We start from the raw sequence: 24334 nt of genomic DNA, 5'->3' as shown, positions 1-24334 counted from the left end.
TCACCCGGCTGTCACAGGCCGATGTTAGCTGCCCGTTAACACATCAACGGAGCCTGCGATGCGCGATCTGGTTTTTCTGTCTGTCCTGGGCCTTGCGCCGATGCTTCTGTCCGGCACGGCGCTGGCCGCGACCTGCACCGTCAGCGGCGCGCAGGTGAGCTGCAACGGCCCCGTCACCGGCGGGTTCGAGGCAAAGAAATCCGTGAACGGCCTGAACGTCACGGTCAATGGCGAGGTCTCGAATGCCGCGGGCGATGCGATCCGCCTGCGCGGCGAAGGCAACCGCGTGACCAACCACGGCACCATCGCCGGGACGGATCCCGCCGGATCCGACGGGATCGACGGCGGCCACGGGCTGACGGTGATCAACACCGGCACGATCACCGCCACCAACAAGGCGATTGACGCGGAGGAGAAGAACGACCTTTCCGTGTCCAATACCGGCGTGATCCGCGCGCAGGACAAGGCGATCCGCAACGCAGGGGGCCGCAATGCCGCGCTGTCCAACGAGGGCCTGATCGTTTCCGAAACCGACGAGGGGTTTGAATCGGGCGATAACGCATGGATTCTGAACAGCGGCACGATCCGCGCCTCTGACGATGCGCTTCAGGTCGGCGAAAATGCGTCGATCTTCAACTACGGCGTGATCGAGAGTGTCCGCCGTGGCGGAGACGAAGCCGATCCGCAGGACGGGATCGACATCGACAGCGGCATCATCCGCAATTACCACGGCGCGGTGATCCGGTCGGACGACGATGCCGCCATCGACTATGACGAAAGCACCACCGCGTCGGAGATCATGAACGCCGGGCTGATTTCGGGCACGATCGGGGTGCTGACCGATCCGGCGAATGCGGCGGCGCAGATCATCGACAATTACGGTACGATCGAGGGGCGCGAGGGCATCGCGGTCGATCTGGGCCGGGGCGATGACGCATTGCGGCTTTACAACGGGTCGCGGCTTCTGGGCGATGCGGTCATGGGCGCGGGGGACGACCTGCTTTATCTCGGCAGCGCCATCACCACCGGTATCGCGGGCGGGATCCTGGACGGCGGGGCGGGCTTCGACACGGTTCAGTTCTTTCAGCTCACTTTCGCGGACATCTTCCGGGTCTCGCTGTTCGGCGATGTGATGTCGGTGTCGTTTCGGAACACGGATAACGACTTCAGCCTGACCCTGAGCAACTGGGACAGTTTCGTCTTTACCGATGCGGTCTATGGCTGGGGCGATGTGGCGGCGCTGGCCGATGTGGCGCCGGTGCCGGTGCCGGCCTCGGGGCTGTTGCTGGCGGCGGCCTTCGGTGGGCTGGGCCTGATCCGCCGCCGCTGATCGCGCGGGATCAGGTGGTCACCGCCGCGCGCATGCCTGCGGCGAAGGCGAGGCGGATCGCCGCCTCCATCGCGTCGATCACCGGCAGGCCGTGCCGGTCCTCCATCTCGGCCGCGCGCCCGGCAAGGCCCGCCGACCCGAGGATGATTGCCCCGGCGCCGTCCCTCCGGGCGGCGTCGATGGCGGCGTCGAGGCGGGCATCGGCGGCGGAGCCGTCCGCCGCCGCCGCAACACCGATCCCCGCCGCGCGGATCGTGCATTGCCGTTCCGCCCCAAGGTCCGAAAGGACACGGCGGATCCCCGGCACGGCGGTTTCCACCGTCGTCACCACGGCGAACCGGTCCGAGATCAGCCGCGCCAGCGCGACCGAAGCCTCGACCGCGCCCACCACCGGGGCCGCGATCCGCCGCCGCGCGGGGGCCAGCGCAATGTCGTCGAAACAGGCCATGACATAGGCGTCGAACCCCGGATGGCCCAGCAGCAGATCGAGCGCCAGCGGCTCCGCCACCGCCCGATCCGCAGGTGTTTCGATCGACAGCGGACTGCCCGCCGGGTTCAGGACCAGCGCCTGTACCCCGGCGGGCAGCACCCGGCACGCGGCGTCGCGCAGCAGCGCGTTCACCACCGGGTTGCCGTTCGGATTGACGACCAGCACGCGCATCAGCGCCCCGCCAGCATGTCGGGCAGCCACATCACGATCTGCGGCCAGATCATCAGCGCGACGGTGAACAGCATCATCACACCGACATAGGGCCACGACCCCCGGGTGACGTCCGAATAGCTGCCGCCATCGGTGCGCACGCCATGGACGACGAACAGGTTCATCCCCACCGGCGGCGTGATCAGGGCGATTTCGCACATGATGACGATGAAGATCCCGAACCACACCGGATCAATCCCCGCGTGCTGGATGATCGGCATCACGATCGGCACGGTCAGCACCAGCATCGACATCGCATCCATGAAGGTGCCGAGCAGCACATAGAACACCAGCAGCACCACCAGAAGCGTCAGCCGGTCGAAGCCGAAGCCGCCGATCCAGGTGGTCATCGTCTGCGCCGCGCCGGTCATCGAGATCGTGACGTTGAGCAGCAGCGACACCACCAGCACGATCATCACCATGCCAGAGGTCTTTGCCGCCTGGAGCGAGCATTGCACCAGCAGGTCCAGCGTCAGCCGCCCGTTCAGCGCGACGAAGATCATCGCCAGCACCACGCCGATCGCCGCCGCTTCGGTCGGTGTCGCAAGGCCGCCGTAGATCGACCCCATCACCACGCCGAAGATGATCAGCGGCGGGATCAGGTATTTGCCGAGCGCCAGCTTCTCGCGCAGCGGCATGTTGACGAGGCCCGTTGCCTCCGCCCCCGCCTTGCCGTGGAAGATGGCGATATAGGCGGAGAAGGACAGTGCCAGCAGCAGCCCCGGCACCACGCCGCCCGCAAACAGCTGCCCGACCGAGGTGTTGGCGATGGAGCCGTAGACCAGCAGGTTGACCGAAGGCGGGATCAGGATGCCCAGCGTGCCGCCCGCCGCGAGCGAGCCGAGCGCCGGGGCCATCGGGTATTTGTATTGCTGGAGCGCGGGCAGCGCGATGGTGCCCACCGTCGCCGCCGTCGCGACCGACGACCCAGAGGTGGCCGAGAACAACGTGCAGGTGGCGATGTTGGAATGCAGCAACCCGCCGGGCAGCCGCGCCAGCCACACTGCCATCGCGTCATACATCCGGTCCGCGATCCCGCCGCGCAGCAGCAGTTCGCCGAGCAGCATGAACAGCGGAATCGCCAGCATGGCGGGGCTGTTCAGGCTGGACCAGATCACCCCGCCCATCATGTCAACGAGCGGCCCGCCGTAAAGCATATAGCCGCCGAAGGCGCCCACCGCGATGATCGTCACCGCGATCGGCAGGCTGAGGAACATCAGGACAAGCATCGCGCCGAAGCCGATGCCGACGATGGCGATGCTCATGGACGTGCCTCCTTGAATTCGGGATGGATTTCCGCCTCGCGGCGCTTGAGGTCTTCGAGTTCGGCGTGGAGTTCCTCTTCCGGCGAAACGGTGCCGAATTCGCGGTGGATCGACCGCCAGTCGCGCGTGAGCAGCAGCCGCACCGCCCGGATCGACAGGATGATCCCCGCCACCGGGAAGGTGACCGAGGCGACCAGCCAGATCGACTGCGGCCAGATCAGCGGCGTGGCCCAGGGGGTCTGTGCGATGGAGCGGTATTCCTGCGTCTCCAGCACGGTCTGCACGGTGAACCAGAAGAAGAACACCGCAAGCAGCATCATCGACACCACCGAAGCCACGTCCAGCACCGCCTGAACCTTGCGCGGGAAGAACTGCGTGAGCTGGTTGATGCGGATATGTGCGCGGTCGATCAGCGCGACGGCGAATGTCAGCGGCGCCGCGATGGCGATGGCATAGCCCGCCAGTTCGTCGATCCCGCCGAGCGAGAAGGACAGGAACTTGCGCAGCAATGTCTCGGCGGTGACCGCCAGAGACAGGGAGATCATCATGACCCCGAAAATGATCCCGAGGATCTTCGCATAGCGCTCCATCGGCGCCTCACAGACCGAGATCGGCGCCGACGCTCGCCCGCCAGGCGGCTTCGCAATCCGGGGCGACGGCGTTGCACTGCTTGGCCCAGATCGGCAGCGACACCTCGCCCACCGCATCGGCGACCAGCTTCAGATCGGCCTCGGAGACCGGCGGGGCCTTGAGCTTGTAAAGCGTGCCGCGTTCGCAGGGCTGCTCGCCGGTGTTGCAGCGCATCGCGTCTTCGTAAAGCTCTTCGGAGAAGGTCCAGATCTCTGCGGTCAGCTCGCCGATCGCCGCTTCGAGCTTCGCCTGATCCTCGGGCGAGAGCTTTTGCAGGCTTTTCGTGTTCATCGCATAGCCGTTCATCGCCAGTTGCAGCGCGACGGGCAGGACCGTCGTCGTCGCCTCCGGCCAGCCGCCGGTATTGGCCGAGGACGGGCCGGTGATCGCGCAATCCACCACGCCGCGCGCCAAAGACTGCTGCACCTCGCCGAAGGGCATCGAAATCCCGGTCGCGCCCAGCTTGGCCACGAAATTCGCCGCCGACTGATCGCCCACGCGGATCTTCAGGTCATGCAGATCGGCGAGACTGCCCACCTCGGGCTTGCAGAAGATCACCTGCGGTCCGGCGGGCCACATCCCGAACAGCTTCGCGTTGAACTGCTTTTGCAGCCGCTGATCGACATAGGGCAGGAAGGCGGCGACATGTTTCTTGCCGGCCTCATAGCTGGTGTTCATCCCGATCAGGTCGAGCCCCAGCACGGCGGGTTCGTCCCGGCTGACCTGCGGCCCCCGGATCGACACGATGTCGAACAGGCCGGATTTCAGGATCCGCAGCCCGTCGGTATCCGGAATCCCCGCCACATCGACCGGCAGGTATTCGACCTTGATGTCGAGCCCGGTGCGTTCGGCGAGGGTTTCAAAGAACGGCTGTTCCTTCTGCTGCGCGATCAGGCCGGAGCCCGAGGGCTGGCCGAGGACGCGCAGGGTGACGGTCTCCGCCGCGGCGGCGGTGGCAAGAAATGAGCAGGCGGTGACGAGCAGTGTGCGAAGCATGGTATCCCTTCCTGTCGATCATATTTTCATGGCGTGGGTATTTCCTGCGGATCAGGAAAACACATTTTCACGATTCGACAGCATTCCAAACCGGGCCGGAAAACCGGTTTTCACGCATTTCCCCGAAAGCGGGCGGTAATCCGGGGCTCGGGATTAATCGGCGGGCAGTTTGTCAAAGCTCGTCGAGCGCGTCGTTGAGTCGCTCGATTCCGCGCAGCCGCTCGCGCCCGTCGCGGTCGGCCTGTACGATGGTCCGGTTCGCGATCAGGTTGCACAGGCCCATCACCGCGACATGGCTGAACAGCGGCCCCGGCGAGGCGGTTTCACAGCGGAAATGCCATTGCGCCGTGTCCAGCGGCGCGATCCCCTCGTCCGTCACATAGACCAGCGCCGCGCCTGCCGCCCGGATCTGTTCCAGCAGCGCTTCGGTCCGGGCGATGCGGCGGCGCATGGCGAAGAAGATCACCACATCCTCCGGCCGCAGGCTGACCAGATGTTCGCCCATCGTCTGCCCGGCGCCGGGGATCGCCACGATATTTTCCATCACCTGCGTGAGTTGCCATTGCAGGTAGACGGCAAAGGCCGTCGAGGCGCGAAAGCCGATCACCCAGACCTTGCGCGCCGAAAGCAGCCGCGCGGCGAGCCGGTCGATCTCCTCGGTTTCGATGCCGCCGAGGCTGAGCTCCAGATTGCGGCTGTCGCGCTCGGTATAGCTCGACACCGCCTCCGCAGCCGGAGCCGCCGCCGCGATATAGAAGCGGGAGCCGGTCGTGCGCTCCTCCCGCGCATGGCGGCGGGCTTCCTCGTAGGACTGATAGCCAAGGCGGCGGACAAAGCGCGTGACCGTCGCATTCGACACCCCGGCCAGCGCCGCGAGTTCCGAGGCGCTGTAGCTGGCCAGTTCGCCCGGGAAATCGGTGACCAGTTCCCCCAGCCTGCGCTCCGCCGGCCGCAGCACCGGCACCGCGGCCCGCACCCGCGCCAGAAATGATCCGCCTGTGGCCATCCGACACCCGCCCGAGGAAATTCGTTTTTCATGCTAGCATCCCGATGGCGGGCAGGGAAAGGGGCAGGGGTGTTATGGTGATCCAGCAGACCACCTTGGGCCTCCGCAAGCAGGGCATCAGCTTCGCCGCCGAGGCCCGCGCCCGTGGACGGATGGCTGGTCCGGCACGGCGACCGGGATCGGCGGTTGACCGTGGTGTTCCGCCCGGTGCCGAAAACCGTCTTCGTGGTGGCCTTCGGCGCACAGGACCGGATGGCCACGAGCCGGGAGAGGCCGCAGCGCCGGAACGCGGGCTGCCCGCCGGGGCAGGATCGGGCGCCGAGATGCCCGGATTCCGGCTGAAAATTCACCGTGCTGTGGAAAACGGTGCGGGCGGGCGGTATTCGGGTTGAACCCGTTTGCGTCGCAGATAAAACAACTGCGGGAGCCGCCGGAGCGACAGCAGAGGGGACGCGATGTCAACCAGGGTTTGCAGCGATCCGGCGCGCCAGTCCGGCCTGCGCGGGGGGTGTGCATGAACACGCTGCTTCTGCTTCAGGTGCTGAACGGCGTGCAGTTCGGGATCTTGCTGTTTCTGGTGGCGGCAGGATTGACGCTGATCTTCGGGATCATGGATTTCATCAACCTCGCGCATGGCGCGCTTTACATGATCGGCGCCTATCTGATGGCGACCTTCGCCGCGCTCACGGGGAGCTTCTGGCTCGGGTTGCTGATGACGCTGCCTGTGATGCTGGCGGTCGGGCTGGTGCTGGAACTCGGGGTCTTTCGCAGGCTGTATCAGCGGCCGCATCTGGATCAGGTGCTGGCGACCTTTGCGCTGGTGCTGATCCTTTCGGAACTGGTGAAGATGATCTGGGGCGCGGCGCCCCTGAACGTCGCCATGCCCGAGGGTCTCTCGGGCTCGATCCCGCTCGCCGGGCCGATGCGCTTCCCGGTCTATCGGCTGGCGATCATCCTGGCCGGCCTCGGGCTGGCGCTCGGGCTTTGGTATGTGATCGGGCGCACCCGGCTCGGGATGCTGCTGCGGGCGGGGGCGTCGAACCGGGCCATGGTCTCGGCGCTCGGGGTCGATATTTCCCGGCTGTTCACGGTGGTCTTTGCCTTCGGCGCGATGCTCGCGGGGTTCGCGGGGGCCATCGTCTCGCCGATCCTGTCGGTCGATCCGGGGATGGGGGATTCGATCCTGATCCTTGCCTTCGTGGTGATCGTGATCGGCGGCGTCGGCTCGGTGCGCGGCGCCTTCATCGCGGCGCTGCTGGTGGGGATCATCGACACGGTGGGGCGGATCTTCGGGCCGATGCTGCTCAAGATGGCCCTCGCGCCCGAGATCGCCAATCAGCTGGGCCGGACGCTGGCGCCGATGCTGGTTTACCTGCTGATGATCGCCATCCTGTTCTGGCGCCCGAGCGGCCTTTTCGGACGGAGCCTTGCGAAATGACCGCCCGCGTTCCGCTCATGCTGGGCCTGTTCGCGGTGCTGGCGGTGGTGCCGCCGCTGCTGACGCTGGCCGGGCAGGGGTTCTACATCACGGTCGTCACCCGGATGATGATCTATGCCATCGCGGCGCTGTCGCTCGACCTGATCCTGGGCTATGGCGCGCTGGTGTCCTTTGGCCATGCCGCGTTCTTCGGGATCGGCGCCTATGCGGCACTGGTGCTGCAAGGCTGGGGGATCGGCGATCTGTTTGCGCATTTCGCCGCCGCCGCGGGGGCCGCCGCTCTGTTCGCGCTGGTGACGGGGGCGATCGCGCTGCGCACGCGCGGGGTCTATTTCATCATGATCTCGCTCGCCTTCGGGCAGATGGCGTTCTTCTTCTTCGTGTCGCTGTCGGCCTTCGGCGGTGATGACGGGATGAGCCTGCCGCGCTCGACCCTGTTCGGGCGGGATCTGCTGCGCAGCGAAACCGCGCTGTTCTATCTGGTGCTGGCTCTGCTGGTGCTGGCCTTCGGCTTTCTCAGCCGGCTCACGCACTCGCGCTTCGGCCGGGTGCTGATCGGCACGCGCGAGGACAGCCTGCGGATGGAGGCGGTGGGCTTCCGGATCCTGCCCTATCAGATGGTGGCCTATGTGATTTCGGCGGTGCTTTGTGCGCTGGCCGGGGTGCTGATCGCCAACCAGTTGCAATATGTCTCGCCCGCGCTGTCCAGTTGGCAACGCTCGGGCGAATTCATCATCATGGTCGTGCTGGGCGGGGTGGGCAATCTGGCCGGTGCCGTGGCCGGGGCGCTGGTCACCATCGGGCTCGAAGAACTGATGGCGCGGTTCTCCGACCATTGGAAACTGTATTTCGGGGTGCTGCTGCTGGCGGTGGTGCTGTTCGCGCCGGGCGGCCTGACCCGGCTGGTCGCCCATGTCACCGGCAGGGGGGAGGGCAGATGAGCCAGCCGCTGCTCGAAGTCCACGCCCTGCGGAAATCCTATGGCGCGCTGACCGTGACGGATGATGTGTCGCTGACCGTCCATCCCGGGCAGATCCATGCGATCATCGGCCCGAACGGCGCGGGCAAGACCACGCTGATTTCGCAGCTTTCGGGGCAGTTGCAGCCCGATGGCGGGCGGATCGTCTATGACGGCGAAACGATCACCCATCTGGACATGGCGGGCCGGGTGCGGCGCGGGCTGGCGCGGTCGTTTCAGGTGACGCGGATCCTGCCGGAACTGACGGTGCTGGAAAACGTCGCCATCGCGGTTCAGGCGCGGTCGGGGTCGTCCTTCCGGTTCTGGCGCCCCGCCGCGCGGGAAGGCGCGCTGAACGAGGCGGCGATGGCTTGTCTGGCCGAGGTCGGGCTGGAGCCGCAGGCCGCGCGGCCGGGCCGTGCGCTCTCGCATGGCGAGAAGCGGCAGCTTGAAATTGCCATCGCGCTGGCGACCAATCCCCGGCTGCTGCTGCTCGACGAACCGCTGGCCGGGACCGGGCCGGAGGAGGCAGAGATCCTCGTCGCGCTGATGGGGCGGCTGAAATCGCGGGTGACGATGATGCTGATCGAGCATGACATGAGCGCGGTGTTCCAGCTGGCGGATTGGGTGTCGGTCCTCGTCTACGGGCAGATCATCGCAGGCGGCACGGTCGACAGCATCCGGAGCCATCCCAGGGTCCGCGCGGCCTATCTGGGCGAAGAAGAGGGGGCCGGGTGATGCTGCTGGTCGAAGACCTCCAGGCCGCCTATGGCGAGAGCAAGGTGCTGTTCGGCATGTCGCTTTCCATCGCGCGGGGCGAGGTGGTGACGCTGCTGGGCCGCAACGGCATGGGCAAGACCACGACGGTCCACGCGATCTTCGGGCTGGTGAAGCCCACGGGCGGGCGCGTCGCGGTCCATGGCCGGGACGTGGCGGGCCAGCCGCCGCACCGGATCGCGCGGATGGGGCTGGGTCTGGTGCCGGAGGGGCGGATGATCTTTCCGAACCTGACGGTGACGGAAAACCTTCTTGCCACCGCGCATCCGGGGGCGCGGCAGGGGAAATGGACGCTGGCGCGGATCCACGACCTGTTCCCCCGGCTGAAGGAGCGCGCGGCAAACATGGGCAACCAGCTTTCGGGCGGCGAGCAGCAGATGCTGGCGATCGGCCGGGCGCTGATGACGAACCCCGATCTGATGGTGCTGGACGAGGCGACGGAGGGGCTTGCGCCGCTGATCCGGGATCAGATCTGGGACTGCCTCGCCCGGCTGAAGGCCGAGGGTGAGGCGATCCTGGTCATCGACAAGAACGTGGACGCGCTGACCCGCTTCGCCGACCGTCACTATGTCGTGGAAAAGGGCCGGGTCGTCTGGACCGGCACCAGCGCGGACCTGAAAAGCAGCCCGGAGGTCAAGGACCGTTTCCTGAAGGTCTGAGGGAGGAGAAAGATGAAGGTTCTGGTGAATGGCGCGGGCATTGGCGGGCTGACGCTCGCGCTGATGCTGCATGCGCGCGGCATCCCCTGCGAGATCTTTGAGGCGGCGCCGGAGTTGCGGGAACTGGGCGTGGGGATCAATGTCCTGCCGCATGCGATCCGCGAACTGGCCGAACTGGGCCTGTTGCCGGAACTGGACCGGATCGCGATCCGCACCAGCGAATTGCGCTATCTGACGCGGCGGGGGCAGGAAATCTGGCGCGAGCCGCGGGGGATCGCGGCGGGGAGCGACTATCCGCAATTCTCGATCCATCGCGGGCGGCTGCACGCCCTGCTGCGCGATGCGGTCCACGACCGGCTCGGGCCCGGTGCGGTGCGCCTGTCGCATCGCGGCACGGGGTTCGCGCAGGATGCGCAGGGCGTCACGCTGCATTTCGAAAATGGCACGGCGCGGGGCGATCTGCTGGTGGCGGCTGATGGCGTGCATTCGCCGATCCGCGCGCAGCTTTACCCCGACGAGGCCGGGCTGAAATGGAACGGCGTGATGATGTGGCGCGGCGCGGTGGAAACCGATGCCTTCGCCGATGGCCGGACGATGATCGTGGCGGGGGGCTTCACCTACAAGCTGGTGCTCTATCCGATCGCGCCGGGGTCGGCGCCGGGCCGGGTGCTGATGAACTGGGTCGTGACCTATCGCCCGGGCGCCGAGGGCAGCCCCGCGCCCCGGCGCGAGGACTGGAACCGGCAGGGCACGCTGGACGAGCTGATCCCGCATGTGCGCGCCTTCGATGTCGATGTGATCGACCTTGAGGCGCTGGTGCGCGCGACGCCGGTGTTCCTGGAATATCCGATGTGCGACCGCGATCCTCTGCCAAGCTGGAACCACGGGCGGGTGACGCTGATCGGGGATGCGGCGCATCCGATGTATCCGGTCGGCTCGAACGGAGCGAGCCAGGCGATCCTCGACACCCGCGCGCTGGCGGATCAACTGGTGGGCGGGCTGTCGCTGGCGGGCTATGACGCGCTGCGCCGCCCCATGACGGCGGAGATCGTCCGGCTGAACCGTCTGGGCGGGCCGGAGGGGCTGATCGACGAGGTTGAGCGCCGCGCCCCCGAGGGCTTCGCCGATCTGGACCGGGTGATCACGCCCGAAGAACGCGCGGCCATCGTGCGCGGATACGCCACCACCGCCGGTTTTTCGGGGGATCAGACCCGGAAACGCGGCTGACACGCAGATCCGGCTTTACATGCGGAAATTTCGCATCTGAATGAAGAAAAAGGAGACCGACAGATGAGCACCCCCAGCTATCCGCTGCCCCCCTGCCCGATGCCGCCCGGCGTGATGGGCAAGGACGAAAGCATCAAGGGCATCGTCTGGAACATTCTGGGCCAGACCTATACGCCGAAATCCTGTAGCGAAAGCGCGATGTCCTGGCATGCGGTCTTCCCTGCCGGAACCTTCGTGCCGCATCACATCCACTTTACGCAGGACGAATTCGTCTATGTCCTGACCGGCGCGCTGGAGGCCGAGATCGGCGGCAAGCTGCGCAAGGCCGGGCCGGGCGATCTGGTCGTGATGCCGCGCGGGATTCCGCATGGGCTCTTCAACCGTTCGGGCGCGGAGACGACGGCGCTGTTCTGGGTCTCGCCGACGGCCAAGCTGTGGGAGATGTTCTCCTCGATCCACAACGTGCCGGACCCGGCCGAGGTCGTGCGGATCGCCTCGTTCCACGAACTGGAATTCGTGCCCGCGCCGCCGCTTGAGTGACCGATGGGCGACAGGCCCGATGGAGGAAATGAATGAATAAAGTGAAAGCATCGCTTCTGGCCGGAAGCCTTCTTGCCGCGCAGGCAGCCCATGCCGATGACGGGATCGTCCGGATCGGCCTGATCTACACGCTGTCGGGTCCGGGGGCGGTTCTGGGCGAACAGTCGCGCGACGGGTTCCGGCTGGCGCTGGACGATCTGGGCGGGAAGCTGGGCGGCAAGCCGGTCGAACTGATCGTCGTGGACGACGAGCAGAAGCCCGAGGTCGCCGTTACCCGCGCGCGCGAACTGGTTGAAGGCAACAAGGTCGATTTCGTCGTCGGCCCGATCTTTTCCAACATCCTGAACGCGATCATATCGCCGGTCACCGAGGGCGGCGCCTTCATGATCTCGACCAATGCGGGCACCTCGACGCTGGCGGGCAAGGACTGCAACCGCAACCTGTTCGTCACCTCCTATCAGAACGACCAGATGCACGAAGTTTCCGGCAAATATGCGCAGGATCAGGGCTATGGGAACGTCTACCTGCTCGCGCCGAACTATCAGGCCGGCAAGGATGCGATGGAGGGGTTCAAGCATTCCTACAAGGGCGGCGTCGCCGACGAGATGCTGGTGCCGCTCGGGCAGCTCGATTTCTCGGCGGAACTCGCGCAGATCGCCGCCACCGGCCCGGATGCGATCTATGCCTTCATGCCGGGGGGCATGGGCGTGAACCTCGTCAAGCAGTTCCATCAGGCCGGGATGAGCGGGATCCCCTTCCTGTCGGCCTTTACCGTGGACGAATCCACCCTGCCCGCGCAACAGGACGCGGCCTTGGGCATGTTCGCCGGGTCGAACTGGGCGCCGGACCTGGACACGCCGCAATCGCGCGCCTTCACCGATGCCTATATCGCCCGGTTCAACGCGGTGCCCGCGACCTTCGCCATGCAGGCCTATGACGCGGCCCTGCTGATCGACAGCGCGGTCAAGGCGGTGGATGGCAAGATGTCGGACCGCGACGGGCTGCGCGCGGCGATGGAAAAGACGGAGTTCACCTCGCTGCGCGGCGATTTTTCGTTCGGCAAGAACCACTTCCCGATTCAGGACTTCTACCTGACCAAGGTGGTGAAGCGCGCGGATGGCCGCTATGCCACCTCGATCGTCGAAAAGATCTTCGACGATTATCAGGACAATTACGTCAACGACTGCGCGATGTAGGCGGGGGGGTCAGTCCAGAAGCGCCGCCACCAGCGGATGATCCGGCTGCCCCAGCCCGTCCACGATGTTGAAATGGTGCCGGTTCGGTTCGACCACCACCCGCGTCGTCGCCCCGAGCCCGGCCCAGATATTGGGCAAAAGCGCGTTCTGGCGCAGGAATTCGGACGTCTCCATTGCCCCCGCCCAGGCCGTCAGGCGGGTGTGCGGCAGCGGCGTGTTCAGCGCCGGGCTTTCGGCCACCGCCTCGGCCTCGTCGATCCTCAGCGTGGCGTTGCGCCAGATATGCCGCAGCGGCCGCAGGTCGTGCAGCCCGGAGAGTGACAGCACCCCTGCGATCCGCGCCCGCAGGTCCGGCGGCAGCGGGCTGTCCACACAGACCATCCGCGTGACCAGATGCCCCCCCGCCGAATGGCCGGTCAGCCGGATCGGGCCGGGAACCCGCGCCGCCGCCGCCGCAACCGCTGCGCCGATCTGCTGCGTCATCGCCGCGATCCGGGCTTCGGGCGCGAGCGTATAGCTCGGGATGGCGACGGCATGGCCATGCGCCAGCGCCCCCGCCGCCAGATGCGAAAAGAAGCTCTTGTCGAGCCCCATCCAGAACCCGCCATGGACAAAGACCACCAGCCCCCGGGCGGCGCCTTCGGGCCGGAACAGGTCGAACACCTCCCGCGCGCCGGGGCCATAGGGGATGTCCAGCTCGGCCCGCGCGGCGGCACGGAAGGCGGCGGCGGGTTCGGCCCAGACGCCGGGCCAGTCGGCCCCCTTGGGGATGTTCGGCGCGTTGTCGTAGACCGCGTTCCAGTCAGAGATATGATACCACACCGGCCTTCCCGTTCGTTGTCCGCGCCGGGTTCGGCCCGGGGCAGTTCGGTGGATACCACCGAATGCAGGGATGTGCAGGGCGTGATCGCGGCCTTCACGAAATCCTGTGCGGGTCTCGGTGGTCCCCCGTGCGGGCCGTCAGGCGGACACCATGCGTTGGCGTTGCGCGCCCAGACCGGCAGCGCCGAGGGTCACGACCTGCCCGGGCTTCAGGAACACCGGCGGGTTCATCCCCAGCCCGACGCCCGGCGGGGTGCCGGTGCAGATCAGGTCGCCGGGCAGCAGCGTCATGAACTGCGAGATGTAGCTGATCAGGTGATACACCGGAAAGACCATCGTGCGGGTGTTGCCGGTCTGGCGCCGCACCCCATCGACATCGAGCCACAGGTCGATGTCCTGCGGATCGGCGATTTCGTCCGGGGTGACCAGCCAGGGGCCGACAGGCGCGAAGGTGTCATGGCTTTTGCCCTTGATCCACTGGCCGCCGCGTTCGGCCTGAAACCGGCGCTCGGACACGTCGTTGACCAGAACATAGCCGCCGATATGCGCGGGCGCCTCGGCTTCGGTCACATATTTCGCGCGTTTGCCGATCACGACGCCCAGTTCGACCTCCCAATCGGTGCGGTCGGCGCCGCGCGGGATTTCCACATCGTCATTCGGGCCGCAGATCGCGCTTGTCGCCTTGCCGAACAGGACGGGTTCCGTGGGCAACGGGTTGCCGGTTTCGCGGGCATGGTCGGCGTAGTTCAGCCCGACGCAGATGATCTTGCCGATCCCGGCCACGGCGGGGCCGATGCGCTGGCCTTCGGCGGCAAGGGGCAGGGCGCTCGGGTCCAGCCCGGCGAGCCGCCCGCCCGCCAGGGTGGCCGCGCTGATATCCTCCACCACGCCGGACAGATCCCGCGCCCGGCCCTGCGCATCCAGAACCGCCGGGCGTTCGGCGCCCGCCTCCCCCAGCCTGAGAAATTTCATGTCGCTCTCCCCTCTGCGTCACCGGCCAAGGCTATCCGGCCCGCGCGCGATCGGCCAGAGCGGTTGCGGGGGATCCGCCCCTGTTCTACACAGGGGCGGGCCGTCGCGGTCGATGTCCGGCGCATCCGGCTGCGCGGAGAATGAGCATGATCAACGGCGAAGTCTCGTTCTGGTATGCCGATATCGGCGGGGTGCCGGGCTACCGCCCCGCGCTTCCCGGGGACATCACGGCGGATGTGGCGATCGTCGGCGCGGGCTTCACCGGGCTGTGGACCGCCTATTATCTGCTGAAGGCGCGGCCGGACCTGAATGTCGTGCTGCTGGAAAAGGAATTCGCGGGCTTCGGCGCTTCGGGGCGCAATGGTGGCTGGTGTTCGGGGGAATTCAGCTGGAGCCGGAGGAGATACTGCGCGCAAAGCGGCCGCGCCGGGGTCATCGCCTTTGAAACCGCCGCGCGCGAGGCAGTGAGCGAGGTGGTGCGGACCTGCGCGGCGGAGGGGATCGCGGCCGACATTCTTGAAAACGACTGCCTCACCTATGCCTGCACCCCCGCGCAATGGGAACGGTTGCAGGCCGAATACGCCGCCGCGCGGGAATGGCAGGTGCCGGAGGCGCGCATCGAACTGATCGGGGCCGAGGCCGCGCAGGCGCGGATCGGCGTGCCGGGGGCGCTTGGTGCGCTGGTGCTGCATGGCACGGCGCGGGTGCAGCCGGCAAAGCTGGTGCGGGGCCTCGCGCAGGTGGTCGAACGGATGGGCGCGCGGATTTACGAGCAGACCGCCGTCACCCGCATCGCGCCGGGCCGGGTAGAGACGGATCGCGGCATCGTCACTGCCCGCCGGATCATCCGCGCAACCGAAGGGTTCACCGCGCGGATCCCGGGCCACGGGCGCGACCTCATCCCGCTCAACTCTGCGCTGATCGTGACCGAGCCGCTGCCCGCCGCGCTTTGGGACCGGATCGGCTGGCGCGGCGGCGAATTGCTGGCCGATGCCTCGCATGCCTATTGCTATGCCCAACGCACGCGCGAGGGGCGGATCGCGATGGGCGGGCGCGGCGTGCCCTATCGTTTCGGCTCGGGGATCGACGACCGGGGCCGCACGCAGGCGGCGACGATCGCGCAACTGCGCGAGATTCTGTACCGGATGCTGCCGCAGACGCGCGGGCTGCGGCTGGATCATGCGTGGTGCGGGGTGCTGGGCGTGCCGCGCGACTGGTGCGCGACGGTGGGGCTCGATCCGGCGACGGGGATCGGCTGGGCGGGCGGCTATGTGGGGGTGGGGGTCTCGACCTCGAACCTCGCGGGGCGGACGCTGGCGGATCTGCTGCTCGACCGGCAAACCGCGCTGACCGCGCTCCCCTGGGTCAACCGCAGGCCGCGCCGGTGGGAGCCGGAGCCGCTGCGCTGGCTGGGCGTGCGGGGGATGTATCGGCTCTATCACCTCGCCGACCGGCGCGAGGCCAGCGGGCGGCGCGGCTCGCGCCTTGCGGCGATCGCCGATTTCCTGACCGGGCATTCATAAGCCGGGCTAATCGCGGCATGCGGATTGCGCGGCCTTATCGGGGGTCGTCCCCCCGGCTATAGTCAGCGCAACCGATGGCAAAGGAGACTGAAGATGAAAGCCGTGACCTTCCGCAACAAGACCTGGGACGTGGCCGCCAACCTGCATCTGCCCGAAGGCTTCGACGAGGCGAAGACCTATCCGGCCGTCGTCGTGGCGCATCCGATCAGCTCGTGCAAGGAGCAGACGGCGGGGATCTATGCCGCGCGGCTGGCGGAACTGGGCTATGTCGCGCTGGCTTTTGACGCCTCGACACAGGGGGCGAGCGGCGGGCCGGGCCGGTATCTCGAAGATCCCGCCACGCGGGTCGAGGATTTCCGCTGCGCCGCCGACTATCTGGTGACGCTGCCCTTCGTGGATGAAAACCGGATCGGCGTTCTGGGTATCTGCGGCGGTGGTGGCTATGCCGTGAACGCGGCGATGACCGAGCGCCGCTTCAAGGCGGTGGCGACCGTGGTCGGCGCCAATTATGGCCGCCTGTGCCGCGAGGGCGACCTCACGCCGGGCGCCGCGATCCGGGCGCTGGAGGCGATCAGCGCGCAGCGCAGCATTGAGGCCCGCGGCGGCGAAACCGCCATCACCACCTTCATCCCGCAATCGCCGGAGCAGCTTGCCGCCACCGGCATCACCGAGATCGACGTGGTTGAGGCGGTGGACTACTACACCACCCCGCGCGGCCAGCAGCCCGGATCGCCCAACCGGCTGAACGTGGTCAGCACCGGCGCCGCCTTCACCTGGGACGCCTTCCACCTGGCGGAAACGCTGTTGACCCAGCCGTTGCAGATCATCGTCGGCGGCGGGCAGGTGGGGGCCTTCGGGTCGTATCGCGACGGGTTCGAGTTGTTCAACAAGGCGGCGTCGCAGGTGAAGAACATCCTCGTCGTCCCCGGCGCCACGCATTACGACCTGTATGACAAGCCGGATTGCGTCGATCAGGCGGTGGCGCGGCTGAAGGATTTCTTCGGCGCGGCCCTCTGAGCTCAGGCGGTCTGCGCAAGCTGCTCCTTCAGCCAGGCGACGAAGCGCGACCGCACCGGGTCGCGCGCCACTTCGGCGGGCGACAGCAGGTAATAGCAGCCCAGATGAATGTCGGTGGCCAGCAGTTCGACCAACTGGCCCCCGGCCAGCAGATCGCGCACCACCAGCGAAAAGCCGAGCGCGATCCCCTGTCCGGCCACGGTCGCGTCGATGCACAGGCTGAGGTTGCCAAGGCGCGGCCCCTTCAGCGCGGCGGGGCCAATCGTCACCCCCGCCGCCGCGAACCAGCCTGCCCATTGGTCCAGATCCTGTTCGTGGATCAGCGGAAAGCCGAGCATATCCGCCACCGAAGACGGCTGGCCATGCAGCCGCACGAACCCGGGGCTGGCGATCGGGAAGGCGCGCATCCAGGTGATGACCTCCGCCCCCGGTGGAACATCGTCCTGCGGGCCGTAGCCGATCAGCAGGTCGCCCGGACCGGCGCCCTTCTCGGGCAGGGTGACGCAGGGATGGACCGAAATCTCGCAGCCGGGCAGGTGCTGTTCCAGATGCGACAGCCGTGGCGTCAGCCAGCGCGACGCCAGCCCATAGGGACAGAACACGTTCAGCACCCGGCGCGGCGAGCGCAACCGGCCCGCGGCGGCGGCGATCCGGGCCAGCGCCTCGGCCACGGTGGCGTGGAACTGCCGCCCCTCGGGCGTGAGCGTGACCCCGCGCGGGCTGCGCTCGATCAGCACCGTGCCGAGCCAGCTTTCCAGATTGCGGATGTGATAGCCGACGACATTGTGCGAGACGCCGATGTCTTCGGCGGCCTTGCGGATGCTGCCGGTACGGCCCACGGCCTCGAAGGCCCGGATCATGATCAGCGGTGGCAGCTTTGAGGCGTTCATCTTGCGGATCCACGCGGAAGACCGGATTCAGTGGTATATCCCATAGTCCACAGTGGCAAGAACTATCGCCTTTGCGCCCGGCGTGTCGCTGCGTATCGTCGGGTTCAAACTAACGCGTTCCACGAGAAAGCGCGTAGCCCCTCGGGAGAGATACTCATGATCGGAACTGGAAAACTCGCATTCGCGGGCGGGATCGTCCTGTGCTCGGCGGTGATGGCCGTGGCGCAGCCGCGCGATTTCACCGTCGTCGCCTTTGGCGGCAATACGCAGGACGGCATGCGCGCCGCCTATTTCACCCCCTTCGCCGCGGCAAAGGGCATCCGCGTGCTGGAGGAATCCTGGGATGGTGGCATCGGCGTGATCCAGTCCCGGGTGCAGGCCGGAACGCCGAACTGGGACCTGGTGGAGGTCGAGGCCGAGGAACTGGCGCTTGGCTGCTTCGACGGGCTGTATGAAAAGATCGACTGGTCGAAGATCGGCAACAAGGACGATTTCCTGCCGCAGGCCGTAAGCCCCTGCGGCGTCGGCACCTTCGTGTGGTCCACCGCGCTTGCCTATGACGGTGATGCGCTGGCGGAAGGGCCGAAATCCTGGGCCGATTTCTGGGATGTGCAGAAATTCCCGGGCCAGCGCGCGTTGCGCCGGGGGCCTAAATACACGCTGGAATTCGCGCTGATGGCCGATGGCGTGCCGGCGGCGGAGGTCTATGAGGTGCTGGCCACGCCCGAAGGCGTCGACCGGGCCTTTGCCAAGCTGGACGAATTGAAACCCAATCTGGTGTGGTGGGAGGCGGGGGCGCAGCCCTTGCAGCTTCTGGCGACGGGCGAGGTGGCGATGACCTCGGTCTACAGCGGCCGGGTGGCGGGCGTGAACCGTTACGAGGGGCGCAACCTGAAGATCGTGTGGGAAGGCAGCATTCCCGCCGTCGATAGCTGGGTGATCCTGAAGGGCTCGCCGCATGTCGATCTGGCGCATGAATTCATTGCCTTCGCGAGCCAGCCGGAGCGCCTCGCGCAACTGCCGGAATATGTGGCCTATGGTCCGCCGACCAAGGCGGGCACCGCGCTGGTGCGCGAAGACCTGCGCGCCGACCTGCCGACCACGCCCGAGAACATGGAAGGCACGCTGCCGCTCGACGTCGATTTCTGGGTCGACAATCTGGAGGAACTGAACCAGCGCTTCAACGCCTGGATCGGCCAGTGATCCATCCGCCGGATCGCACCCGCGATCCGGCCCTTGCCAGTCAGGACCGACATGCCCGCACATCCTTCCCCCGCGCCGCAGGGCCGCGGACCCGATCCCTATATCCGCTTTCAGGACGTGGACATGACCTTTGGCGCCGTGCGCGTTGTCCAGGGGTTGCAACTGGACATTGCCCGGGGCGAATTCGTCAGCATGCTGGGGCCGTCGGGTTCTGGAAAGACGACGATCCTGATGATGCTGGCCGGGTTCCTGACACCGACGGCGGGGCGGATCTTCGTCGATGGGCAGCGCATCGACAGGCTGCCGCCCTACAGGCGCGACATGGGCGTGGTGTTCCAGAACTACGCGCTGTTCCCGCATATGACGGTGGCGGAAAACGTGGCCTTCCCGCTGAAGCAGCGCCGCGTTGGCCGGGCGGAAACCACCGAGCGCGTGCGCCGCGCGCTGGACATGGTGCAGCTTTCGCATACCGCCGAGCGCCGCCCCACCATGCTTTCCGGCGGGCAGCAGCAGCGGATCGCGCTGGCCCGGGCGCTGGTCTTTGAACCCTCCGTGGTGCTGATGGACGAACCGCTTGGTGCGCTGGACAAGCAGTTGCGCGAGCAGATGCAGCTCGACATCCGCGAATTGCACCGCCGGCTGGGCCTGACCATCGTCTTCGTCACCCATGATCAGGGCGAGGCGCTTACCATGTCCGACCGGATCGCGGTGTTCAACCAGGGCCGGATCGACCAGATCGGCGCCCCGGATGAGATCTATGACCGCCCCGCCACCCGCTTCGTGGCCGAATTCATCGGCGAAACCAACCTGTTGCCGGGCAAGGTCACGCGCGTGGCCGATGGCCTGATGCAGGTCGCGCTGGAGGGCGGGCCGGTGATCGCCGTCGCCGCCGATGGCCATGCGGCGGGGGATGCGGTGCTGGTCTCGCTGCGGCCCGAGCGGCTGCGGATCCCGTCGGGGCCGGTCGCCGGGGCGGAAAACCTCTGGCCGGTCGATGTCGAGGATTGCGTCTATCAGGGCGACCATATCCGGCTGCACCTGCGCCACGGCGCGCTGCGCCTGATCGCGCGGATCGACCGCAGCCAGCCGGTGCCGGAGATCGGCCACCGCGCGCAGGTCCATTTCGCCGCCGCCGATTGCTGGATCGTCAAGCCATGAGCCGGGTTCTGCTTCTTGGCCCGGTGCTGGCCTTCGCGGCGTTCTTCTTCCTGACGCCGATCTGGACGGTGCTGGTGAAATCGGTCTCGGATCCGGTCATCAACGACGGGCTGCCGCAGACGGTGGCGGTGCTGCGCGACTGGGACGGGCAATCCCCGCCCAGCCCGGAGATGCAGGCCGCGCTGGTCGCCGATCTGCGCGCGCTGACCGATCAGCAGCAGTTGGGCGATGTGGTGCGGCGGCTGAACAGCGCGCAATCGGGCTATCGCACGCTGCTTGGCCGCACGACGCAGGCGATTGCCGGGGATGGCCCGGTGGACCTGACCACGGTCGATAAACGCTGGGCACAGCCCGCCTATTGGGAGGCGATCCGCGCCTCCGCCCCGCCGGTGACGGACAAGTTCCTGCTCGCCGCGCTCGACTTTGCCCGCGACGCCTCGGGCAGCATCGAACGGCTGCCGGAAAGCGCCTCGGCGAACCGGGACATCTTCCTGCGCACGCTGAGCATCGGCGCGACGGTGACGCTGGTCTGCCTGATGATCGGCTACCCCTATGCGATGCTGATGGCGGCCAGCAAAGGCTGGGTGCGGGTGCTTCTGCTGGCCTGTGTGCTGCTGCCGCTCTGGACCTCGCTTCTGGTGCGCACGGCGGCCTGGTATGTGCTGTTGCAAGATCAGGGGCTGATCAGCAACGCACTGCGCTGGTTTGGCGTGATCGAGGGGCAGTTCCGGCTGCTTTTCACCCGTACCGGCGTCGTCATCGCGATGAGCCATGTGCTGTTGCCGCTGATGGTGCTGCCGATCTATGCGGTGCTGCTCACCATCCCGCCGAACCTGCTGCCTGCGGCGGCGTCGCTCGGCGCGCGCCCCTTTGGTGCCTTTCTCAAGATCACCCTGCCGATGAGCGCGGCGGGCGTGGCCTCGGGCGTGCTGCTCGTCTTCATGTCGGCGATCGGCTACTACATCACGCCCGCGCTGATCGGCGGCCCGACGGATCAGATGGTCAGTTCGATCATCGCCTTCTACGCGCTGAATTCGGCGAACTGGAGCATGGCGGGCGCCTTCGGGATGCTGCTGCTTGCGGTCACGCTGATCCTTTACGCGGTCTATGCCCGCATCACCCGACAACCGGCGAGGGGCTGACCGATGCGGATTGCACAGATCATCTTCGGGGTGCTGGCCGTCACCTTCCTGATGGCGCCGCTGCTGGCGATCCTGCCTTTGGCCTTCACCGGGTCGGACCTGCTCAGCTATCCGATCCCGTCCTGGTCCACCCGCTGGTTTCAGGAACTCTGGCTGTCGGACGTCTGGCGCCGCTCGATCATCAACAGCCTGGTGATCGGCGCGGGGGCGACGGCGCTGGCGACGGTGGTGGGCACGCTGGCGGCGCTCGGCCTGCGGCGCGCCTTTCCGGGGGCGGAACTGCTGCGCTCGACGCTGCTTTTGCCAATGGTCATTCCCGCCGTCATCATCGGCGTCGGGATGCAGATCGTCTTCGTCCGGATGGGGCTGACCAACACGCACCTTGGCGTCATCATCGCGCATTCGGTCGTCGCGCTGCCCTTCGTGGTGGTGAACGTCTCGAACGGGCTGCGCGGCATCGACACCCGGGTGGAACAGGCGGCGCTGAGCCTTGGCGCGCATCCGGTGAAGGTGTTCGGGGTCATCACCCTGCCGCTGGCGATGCCGGGGATCCTGTCGGGGGCGGTGCTGGCCTTTGCCACCTCGCTCGACGAGGTGATCCTGACGCTGTTCATCGCCGGGCCGAACCAGCGCACGCTGGCGCGGCAGATGTTCTCCTCGATCCGCGAGAATATCTCGCCCGCCATCGCCTCCGCCGCCTTCCTGTTCATCCTGGGCACGATCGTGATCGGCGGCGGGATTTTCCTTCTCAACCGCACCCTGCGCCGCAAGGCGCTGTAACCCGCTTTCCAACAGGGGAATCCCATGACCAACCACGACAATTTCAAGGGCACCGAGGCCGAACGCGACCTGCGCCACCATTTCCACGCCTATACCGACGCCATGCGGCATCAGGAGGTCGGCCCCCTCATCATCGACAAGGGCGAGGGCATCCATGTCTTCGACAGCGAGGGCAACCGCTATATCGAGGGGCTGGCCGGGCTGTGGAGCGTCGCCGTCGGCTTCAACGAACAGCGCCTGATCAATGCCGCGACCGAGCAGATGAAGAAGCTGCCCTATTACCACAATTTCGCCCATCGCTCGCATGGCCCCGCCATTGATCTGGCGGAAAAGCTGGTCGCGCTGGCGCCGGTGCCGATGAGCAAGGTGTTCTTCACCAACTCCGGCTCGGAGGCGAATGACTCGGTGCTGAAGATGGTCTGGTATCGCGCCAATGCCATGGGCCAGCCGCAGCGCAAGAAAGTGATCGCGCGCCAGCGCGGCTATCACGGCGTGACCATCGCCGCCGCCAGCCTGACCGGCCTGCCGAACAACCACCGCTCGTTTGACCTGCCGCTGCCCGGCATCCTGCACACCACCTGCCCGCATTACTGGCGCGAGGGCCGCCCGGGCGAGAGCGAGGAAGACTTCGCCACCCGCTGCGCCGAGGATCTGGACGCGCTGATCCGGAAGGAGGGCCCCGACACCATCGCCGCCTTCATCGCCGAGCCGGTGATGGGCGCGGGCGGCGTGATCGTGCCGCCGAAGACCTATTGGGCGAAGATCCAGGCGGTGCTGGCGAAATACCCGGACATCGTACTGATCGCGGACGAAGTGATCTGCGGCTTTGGCCGGACGGGGGAGATGTTCGGCTCGGCCACCTTCGGCATCAAGCCCGACGTGATGGTGCTGTCGAAGCAGTTGACGTCGAGCTATATGCCGTTCTCCGCCATCGTGATGAACGACCGTTTCTATGGCCCGATCGCCGAGGAAAGCCACCGCATCGGCACCTTCGGCCATGGTTTCACCGGCGGGGCGCATCCGGTGGGCGCGGCCGTGGCGCTGGAAAACATCGCCATCATCGAGGAACGCGGATTGGTGGAAAACGCCCGCCGGGTGGGGGAACGTCTGCGCGGCAAGCTCGCCACGCTGGCCGATCATCCGAAGGTGGGCGAAGTGCGCGGCGTCGGTCTGATCGCCGCCATCGAGCTTGTGGATGACAAGGCGGCGAAGACCGTCCGGAAAACCGGCGAACTGGGCAGCGCGGCCTTCGCCGCCATGCTCCGGAACGGGCTGATCGTGCGCAATATCGGCGACAGCATCGGCCTGTGCCCGCCGATGATCCTGACCGAAGCGCAGGCGGACGAGATGTTCGACATCATCGCCCGGTCGCTCGACACCCTCTGACCGGCCATCGGCGCCGGGCGCAAAGCCCGGCCCGTCCGGTGCGAGACGCATGGACCCTGCTTCGGAACGGAAACCACGCCACGCCCACGCAAATTCCGCGTGGCCGCGCCGGGCCCCGGCCCGGATTGCCGGGCCGTTTCGCCCATGGTCACGGCGGTGCGCTTGATCCGCCAGAAGCCCGGGGTGATCCCGGGCAAGCGGGCGAGGCGGCGAGGGTGCGTCGGTCATGATGTCATCCGGCGATCAGGCCAAGCGCCTGCGGCCCAAGCGGCGGGATCGGCGTTGCAACGCCTTGGCGTGCAGATCGGCCACCGGGGCCGCGGGCGTGGCCCCCGCCAGCACACCGCGCAATCGCCCGACCAGATCCTCGCCGGGCAAGGCCCGCCCGGTGCCATCGGTCACGGCGATGCCGGTCGCATTTGCACCGGCCCCGGCGCGCCGGGCCACGGCTGCCTGTACAGCGGCTCCGTCCTGGGCGCGTCCTTCATGGAGAACCTCCACAGGAAACCGGGCGGGGTGTCGCCATAGTGATCGCCTTGCACGGCCAACCGGGCGTCCGCTGGCAGGTGGCGCCGGTTTCATAGCCCGCCGCAGTGGCTCGCGTTGGTGCGAAACTTAGGGGACGAACATATGCACCACCGGCGTTCCGACAGGCGGCGGCTTTTCCGCTTCTGCTCGGCGGCGGGCAGGTCGGCCAGGCGGATGTGGTTCGGGCTGTG

Annotated in this window: 25 protein-coding genes; 16 read left to right on the top strand and 9 right to left on the bottom strand. The window is 67.1% G+C overall.

Features of this window, described 5'->3' with window-relative positions; all coding sequences use genetic code 11:
* Nucleotides 1-58 precede the first annotated feature (58 nt).
* Entirely contained in the window at nt 59-1330 is a 1272-nt protein-coding gene (locus QM789_RS05160; RefSeq protein WP_420350898.1) for a VPLPA-CTERM sorting domain-containing protein, read from the top strand.
* Nucleotides 1331-1340: 10 nt separating this feature from the next.
* Here QM789_RS05160 and QM789_RS05155 read toward each other — a convergent pair whose 3' ends face one another.
* From QM789_RS05155 to QM789_RS05135, 5 genes are all read right to left on the bottom strand, one after another.
* A complete protein-coding gene (locus QM789_RS05155; RefSeq protein ID WP_420350897.1) occupies nt 1341-1991 on the bottom strand; it encodes an aspartate/glutamate racemase family protein in 651 nt (216 codons plus the stop codon).
* On the bottom strand, nt 1991-3295 hold the full coding sequence (locus tag QM789_RS05150; protein WP_420350896.1) for a TRAP transporter large permease: 1305 nt from the start codon (nt 3293-3295) through the stop codon (nt 1991-1993). Before QM789_RS05150 ends, QM789_RS05155 begins: the two co-directional genes overlap by 1 nt.
* Nucleotides 3292-3885, bottom strand: a complete 594-nt coding sequence (locus QM789_RS05145; protein WP_420350895.1) for a TRAP transporter small permease subunit — start codon at nt 3883-3885, stop codon at nt 3292-3294. Before QM789_RS05145 ends, QM789_RS05150 begins: the two co-directional genes overlap by 4 nt.
* Before the next feature lie 7 nt (nt 3886-3892).
* Nucleotides 3893-4921, bottom strand: coding sequence for a TRAP transporter substrate-binding protein (locus QM789_RS05140; protein ID WP_420350894.1), 1029 nt, complete (start codon nt 4919-4921; stop codon nt 3893-3895).
* A 172-nt stretch (nt 4922-5093) separates the two neighbouring features.
* Nucleotides 5094-5927: a MurR/RpiR family transcriptional regulator gene (locus QM789_RS05135; protein ID WP_420350893.1), complete on the bottom strand. Its 834-nt coding sequence runs from the start codon at nt 5925-5927 to the stop codon at nt 5094-5096.
* A 186-nt stretch (nt 5928-6113) separates the two neighbouring features.
* Between QM789_RS05135 and QM789_RS05130 the strand changes: the two genes are divergently transcribed.
* The 8 genes from QM789_RS05130 (at nt 6114) to QM789_RS05095 (ending at nt 12722) form a co-directional block, all read left to right on the top strand.
* On the top strand, nt 6114-6269 hold the full coding sequence (locus QM789_RS05130) for a hypothetical protein (protein ID WP_420350892.1): 156 nt from the start codon (nt 6114-6116) through the stop codon (nt 6267-6269).
* A 172-nt stretch (nt 6270-6441) separates the two neighbouring features.
* Nucleotides 6442-7365, top strand: coding sequence for a branched-chain amino acid ABC transporter permease (locus QM789_RS05125; RefSeq protein ID WP_420350891.1), 924 nt, complete (start codon nt 6442-6444; stop codon nt 7363-7365).
* Nucleotides 7362-8306, top strand: coding sequence for a branched-chain amino acid ABC transporter permease (locus QM789_RS05120; RefSeq protein WP_420350890.1), 945 nt, complete (start codon nt 7362-7364; stop codon nt 8304-8306). Before QM789_RS05125 ends, QM789_RS05120 begins: the two co-directional genes overlap by 4 nt.
* Nucleotides 8303-9061, top strand: a complete 759-nt coding sequence (locus QM789_RS05115) for an ABC transporter ATP-binding protein (RefSeq protein ID WP_420350889.1) — start codon at nt 8303-8305, stop codon at nt 9059-9061. The genes QM789_RS05120 and QM789_RS05115 overlap by 4 nt, the downstream gene beginning before the upstream one ends.
* Entirely contained in the window at nt 9061-9759 is a 699-nt protein-coding gene (locus QM789_RS05110; protein ID WP_420350888.1) for an ABC transporter ATP-binding protein, read from the top strand. The genes QM789_RS05115 and QM789_RS05110 overlap by 1 nt, the downstream gene beginning before the upstream one ends.
* A gap of 12 nt (nt 9760-9771) precedes the next feature.
* The gene (locus QM789_RS05105; protein ID WP_420350887.1) at nt 9772-10986 is read left to right on the top strand and encodes a flavin-dependent oxidoreductase; all 1215 of its coding nucleotides are present in this window, start codon (nt 9772-9774) and stop codon (nt 10984-10986) included.
* A gap of 63 nt (nt 10987-11049) precedes the next feature.
* Nucleotides 11050-11526 carry a cupin domain-containing protein gene (locus QM789_RS05100; protein WP_420350886.1) on the top strand — a complete coding sequence of 159 codons (477 nt, stop codon included), beginning with the start codon at nt 11050-11052 and terminating at the stop codon, nt 11524-11526.
* A 32-nt stretch (nt 11527-11558) separates the two neighbouring features.
* Nucleotides 11559-12722 (top strand): ABC transporter substrate-binding protein, encoded by a 1164-nt coding sequence (locus tag QM789_RS05095; protein ID WP_420350885.1) that lies wholly within the window; start codon nt 11559-11561, stop codon nt 12720-12722.
* A gap of 9 nt (nt 12723-12731) precedes the next feature.
* On the opposite strand, the gene QM789_RS05090 is transcribed toward QM789_RS05095, so the two are convergent.
* Both QM789_RS05090 and QM789_RS05085 read right to left on the bottom strand, forming a co-directional pair.
* Nucleotides 12732-13544 carry an alpha/beta hydrolase gene (locus tag QM789_RS05090; protein ID WP_420350884.1) on the bottom strand — a complete coding sequence of 271 codons (813 nt, stop codon included), beginning with the start codon at nt 13542-13544 and terminating at the stop codon, nt 12732-12734.
* A 138-nt stretch (nt 13545-13682) separates the two neighbouring features.
* Nucleotides 13683-14516: a fumarylacetoacetate hydrolase family protein gene (locus QM789_RS05085; RefSeq protein WP_420350883.1), complete on the bottom strand. Its 834-nt coding sequence runs from the start codon at nt 14514-14516 to the stop codon at nt 13683-13685.
* 146 nt (nt 14517-14662) lie between these two features.
* On the opposite strand from QM789_RS05085, the gene QM789_RS05080 reads away from it, so the two are divergent.
* The gene (locus QM789_RS05080) at nt 14663-16039 is read left to right on the top strand and encodes an NAD(P)/FAD-dependent oxidoreductase (RefSeq protein ID WP_420350882.1); all 1377 of its coding nucleotides are present in this window, start codon (nt 14663-14665) and stop codon (nt 16037-16039) included.
* A 93-nt stretch (nt 16040-16132) separates the two neighbouring features.
* The gene (locus tag QM789_RS05075; protein WP_420350881.1) at nt 16133-17056 is read left to right on the top strand and encodes an alpha/beta hydrolase; all 924 of its coding nucleotides are present in this window, start codon (nt 16133-16135) and stop codon (nt 17054-17056) included.
* Nucleotides 17057-17058: 2 nt separating this feature from the next.
* Here the strand turns inward: QM789_RS05075 and QM789_RS05070 are convergent, their stop codons facing one another.
* Nucleotides 17059-17946, bottom strand: a complete 888-nt coding sequence (locus QM789_RS05070; RefSeq protein ID WP_420350880.1) for a LysR substrate-binding domain-containing protein — start codon at nt 17944-17946, stop codon at nt 17059-17061.
* A 156-nt stretch (nt 17947-18102) separates the two neighbouring features.
* Here QM789_RS05070 and QM789_RS05065 point away from each other — a divergent pair, with 156 nt between their 5' ends.
* From QM789_RS05065 to QM789_RS05045, 5 genes are all read left to right on the top strand, one after another.
* On the top strand, nt 18103-19149 hold the full coding sequence (locus QM789_RS05065; protein WP_420350879.1) for an ABC transporter substrate-binding protein: 1047 nt from the start codon (nt 18103-18105) through the stop codon (nt 19147-19149).
* Nucleotides 19150-19272: 123 nt separating this feature from the next.
* Nucleotides 19273-20307 carry an ABC transporter ATP-binding protein gene (locus QM789_RS05060; RefSeq protein WP_420350878.1) on the top strand — a complete coding sequence of 345 codons (1035 nt, stop codon included), beginning with the start codon at nt 19273-19275 and terminating at the stop codon, nt 20305-20307.
* Nucleotides 20304-21449, top strand: coding sequence for an ABC transporter permease (locus QM789_RS05055; RefSeq protein WP_420350877.1), 1146 nt, complete (start codon nt 20304-20306; stop codon nt 21447-21449). The genes QM789_RS05060 and QM789_RS05055 overlap by 4 nt, the downstream gene beginning before the upstream one ends.
* Nucleotides 21450-21452: 3 nt before the next feature.
* On the top strand, nt 21453-22229 hold the full coding sequence (locus tag QM789_RS05050) for an ABC transporter permease (RefSeq protein WP_420350876.1): 777 nt from the start codon (nt 21453-21455) through the stop codon (nt 22227-22229).
* A gap of 24 nt (nt 22230-22253) precedes the next feature.
* On the top strand, nt 22254-23615 hold the full coding sequence (locus QM789_RS05045) for an aspartate aminotransferase family protein (protein ID WP_420350875.1): 1362 nt from the start codon (nt 22254-22256) through the stop codon (nt 23613-23615).
* Between the two features lie 243 nt (nt 23616-23858).
* On the opposite strand, the gene QM789_RS05040 is transcribed toward QM789_RS05045, so the two are convergent.
* Nucleotides 23859-24062 carry a hypothetical protein gene (locus QM789_RS05040; RefSeq protein ID WP_420350874.1) on the bottom strand — a complete coding sequence of 68 codons (204 nt, stop codon included), beginning with the start codon at nt 24060-24062 and terminating at the stop codon, nt 23859-23861.
* Nucleotides 24063-24334: the final 272 nt, after the last annotated feature.

It is taken from the genome of Paenirhodobacter sp., from assembly GCF_047600745.1.
In the GTDB taxonomy this organism is placed as follows: domain Bacteria; phylum Pseudomonadota; class Alphaproteobacteria; order Rhodobacterales; family Rhodobacteraceae; genus Rhodobacter.
Note: the sequence above shows the minus strand (reverse complement) of the source record. Positions and strands in the feature narration are given on the sequence as shown.

What these genes read in the sequence shown, in the direction of transcription:
- QM789_RS05115 (WP_420350889.1), top strand. Translation starts at nt 8,303, where the DNA reads ATGAGCCAGCCGCTGCTCGAAGTCCACGCCCTGCGGAAATCCTATGGC.
- QM789_RS05065 (WP_420350879.1), top strand. Translation starts at nt 18,103, where the DNA reads ATGATCGGAACTGGAAAACTCGCATTCGCGGGCGGGATCGTCCTGTGC.
- QM789_RS05125 (WP_420350891.1), top strand. Translation starts at nt 6,442, where the DNA reads ATGAACACGCTGCTTCTGCTTCAGGTGCTGAACGGCGTGCAGTTCGGG.
- QM789_RS05150 (WP_420350896.1), bottom strand. Translation starts at nt 3,295, where the DNA reads ATGAGCATCGCCATCGTCGGCATCGGCTTCGGCGCGATGCTTGTCCTG.
- QM789_RS05050 (WP_420350876.1), top strand. Translation starts at nt 21,453, where the DNA reads ATGCGGATTGCACAGATCATCTTCGGGGTGCTGGCCGTCACCTTCCTG.
- QM789_RS05075 (WP_420350881.1), top strand. Translation starts at nt 16,133, where the DNA reads ATGAAAGCCGTGACCTTCCGCAACAAGACCTGGGACGTGGCCGCCAAC.
- QM789_RS05060 (WP_420350878.1), top strand. Translation starts at nt 19,273, where the DNA reads ATGACCTTTGGCGCCGTGCGCGTTGTCCAGGGGTTGCAACTGGACATT.
- QM789_RS05045 (WP_420350875.1), top strand. Translation starts at nt 22,254, where the DNA reads ATGACCAACCACGACAATTTCAAGGGCACCGAGGCCGAACGCGACCTG.
- QM789_RS05135 (WP_420350893.1), bottom strand. Translation starts at nt 5,927, where the DNA reads ATGGCCACAGGCGGATCATTTCTGGCGCGGGTGCGGGCCGCGGTGCCG.
- QM789_RS05100 (WP_420350886.1), top strand. Translation starts at nt 11,050, where the DNA reads ATGAGCACCCCCAGCTATCCGCTGCCCCCCTGCCCGATGCCGCCCGGC.
- QM789_RS05055 (WP_420350877.1), top strand. Translation starts at nt 20,304, where the DNA reads ATGAGCCGGGTTCTGCTTCTTGGCCCGGTGCTGGCCTTCGCGGCGTTC.
- QM789_RS05160 (WP_420350898.1), top strand. Translation starts at nt 59, where the DNA reads ATGCGCGATCTGGTTTTTCTGTCTGTCCTGGGCCTTGCGCCGATGCTT.
- QM789_RS05095 (WP_420350885.1), top strand. Translation starts at nt 11,559, where the DNA reads ATGAATAAAGTGAAAGCATCGCTTCTGGCCGGAAGCCTTCTTGCCGCG.
- QM789_RS05080 (WP_420350882.1), top strand. Translation starts at nt 14,663, where the DNA reads ATGATCAACGGCGAAGTCTCGTTCTGGTATGCCGATATCGGCGGGGTG.
- QM789_RS05145 (WP_420350895.1), bottom strand. Translation starts at nt 3,885, where the DNA reads ATGGAGCGCTATGCGAAGATCCTCGGGATCATTTTCGGGGTCATGATG.
- QM789_RS05085 (WP_420350883.1), bottom strand. Translation starts at nt 14,516, where the DNA reads ATGAAATTTCTCAGGCTGGGGGAGGCGGGCGCCGAACGCCCGGCGGTT.
- QM789_RS05110 (WP_420350888.1), top strand. Translation starts at nt 9,061, where the DNA reads ATGCTGCTGGTCGAAGACCTCCAGGCCGCCTATGGCGAGAGCAAGGTG.
- QM789_RS05070 (WP_420350880.1), bottom strand. Translation starts at nt 17,946, where the DNA reads ATGAACGCCTCAAAGCTGCCACCGCTGATCATGATCCGGGCCTTCGAG.
- QM789_RS05105 (WP_420350887.1), top strand. Translation starts at nt 9,772, where the DNA reads ATGAAGGTTCTGGTGAATGGCGCGGGCATTGGCGGGCTGACGCTCGCG.
- QM789_RS05140 (WP_420350894.1), bottom strand. Translation starts at nt 4,921, where the DNA reads ATGCTTCGCACACTGCTCGTCACCGCCTGCTCATTTCTTGCCACCGCC.
- QM789_RS05120 (WP_420350890.1), top strand. Translation starts at nt 7,362, where the DNA reads ATGACCGCCCGCGTTCCGCTCATGCTGGGCCTGTTCGCGGTGCTGGCG.
- QM789_RS05155 (WP_420350897.1), bottom strand. Translation starts at nt 1,991, where the DNA reads ATGCGCGTGCTGGTCGTCAATCCGAACGGCAACCCGGTGGTGAACGCG.